The organism is Dorea sp. 210702-DFI.3.17, from assembly GCF_020560825.1.
GTDB classification, from domain to species: domain Bacteria; phylum Bacillota; class Clostridia; order Lachnospirales; family Lachnospiraceae; genus Dorea; species Dorea formicigenerans.
In genome coordinates, this window is sequence record NZ_JAJCNB010000074.1 from 1 (window position 1) to 1,986 (window position 1,986).

Annotated in this window: 1 protein-coding gene; it reads left to right on the forward strand. The window is 41.9% G+C overall.

Annotated features, from left to right (window positions below; translation table 11 throughout):
* The first annotated feature begins 185 nt into the window (after nucleotides 1–185).
* Entirely contained in the window at nucleotides 186–1,886 is a 1,701-nt protein-coding gene (locus LI149_RS14935) for a transposase (RefSeq protein ID WP_096239773.1), read from the forward strand.
* Nucleotides 1,887–1,986 lie beyond the last annotated feature (100 nt).

Sequence of the window (1,986 nt, forward strand, 5' to 3'; positions counted from 1 at the left end):
GGGGAGACTGTCCGAAAACTCGGATAATCTAATCTGATGAGAAAAAGATTGATATGCTCTTGTGAGCGTTCAATATAAATTAAAATTGCACATTGAAAACTGAATAAAGTACACAGAAATCGTGCATCTATGTTTCAGATATAGTATAATGAAACCAGAGAAAAATTGTTCTGAGGTGAATTGAGATGCCATATGTTTCAGGTTTTGACCGTGACCAGCTGATGTGCTGTTCATGGGACGCATTTGTAGATAAAGAAAGTATTGCAAGGATAATTGATGCGTTTGTGAACCATCTTGATATAGGGAAATACGGTGTAAAACCTGTGGCAGCAGAAGGCCGTCCATCTTACGATCCTAAGAGCCTTTATAAGATATATATTTACGGAAGCAGGAAAGGTATCCGTTCTTCACGGAAACTGGCTGAAAGCTGTAAAGTAAATCTTGAAGTGAAATGGATGATCGGCGGTGTAGAACCGGATTTTCGCACCATTGCAGATTTCAGGAAAAACAACATAGACAGCCTGAAAGAGATTTTTTATGAATTCAACCGCCGGATCTCCGGTGCAGTGGAATGGGGATTTTCTTCCGTGGATGGAACAAAGATCCAGGCGGATAACGCAAAAGATAACAACTTCACCAAAAACAAACTGGATGACAGGATCAAATGGCTGAATGGTCATACAGATGAGTATCTAAGGATCCTGAATGAAATGGACAAGCAGGAAGAAACAGACGTGATTTCAGGAGAACTGACAAGAGAAAGTCTTGAAGCCAAGTTAAAAGAAGCACAGGAGAGACTTGCCAGATACGAAGGTTATCAGAAGCTGATGGAAGAAACCGGGGTATCCCAGCTTTCGATCACAGATGCGGATGCAAAACTCATGAAAAATAAAAATGGGTTTACAGTAGCATATAACCCACAGACGGCGGTAGATTCTGAAACACATCTGATCCGAGATTTTCAGATGACCAATCAGGTAACCGACCATGGATTGCTGGAAAGTACGATGCAGGGGATAAAGAGCTCTGAACCGGAAAAGATCATAGAAGTAGTAGCAGATAAAGGTTATGAAGCTGTGGAAGATATGGTGGAGTGTCTGGAGAACGGTATTATCCCACATGTCATAACAGATGATGGAAAAGACGGTTATGACATAGAAATCCCTTATGAAGAGGCAGAAACGGATACTGCCAGCACAGAGCCAGAAGAACTGAAGAAAGCACTGCATGCAGGTAAGATACCGGAAGTTTATGCAGAAGTGATACAGGATATGAAGGTAGAAACAGTCCGTCGTAAAGTGGTGGATGAAAAACGGGAAAACAGCAGTGTCTATGGAAGTCCTGAGGAAATGCAGGAAAAAGCAAAAGAAGGTTATTTTGTCAGAGATCCTGAGAGAAACCTGGTATACTGTCCGGCTGGGGAAATCCTGAGACAGAAGAGCATAAAGAAAAACGGGAATATCCGCTATGCCAATAAAAATGCGTGTAAACATTGCCCGAACCGCAATAAGTGTTACAAGGGAAAAGGCGAATGGAAAGAGATCGACTTTACCAAAGATCAGCTGGTAAAACCATGTAAGGGCTGGCTGGAAGCCGAAGGAAAGAAGCCGGAGGAAACGAAAACGGGTGAAAAATGGCATTATGAAAAAAGAAAGGTTGTGAAGTTTTTCCTGAAACCGGATAAAGAAAAGATGAGCCGGAGGATGTGCCTGTCGGAGCATCCGTTTGGAACAATAAAACGAGCAATGGGAGCCACTTATTTTCTTTTAAGGGGAATACGGAAAGTGGCTGGAGAGTTTGCGCTCTTTTGTCTGGGTTATAACCTGGAACGGGCGAAGAATCTCCTTGGATTTCAAAAAATGATGGAATTGATGGAACAGGCATAAGCCTCTTTCTTCATCCTGTGTATTTTATTCAGTTTTCAATGTCACAGATGAAGGAAAGGGGCTAAATTTATGCCTAAAAATAAGGTTTTCGGACAGGCTG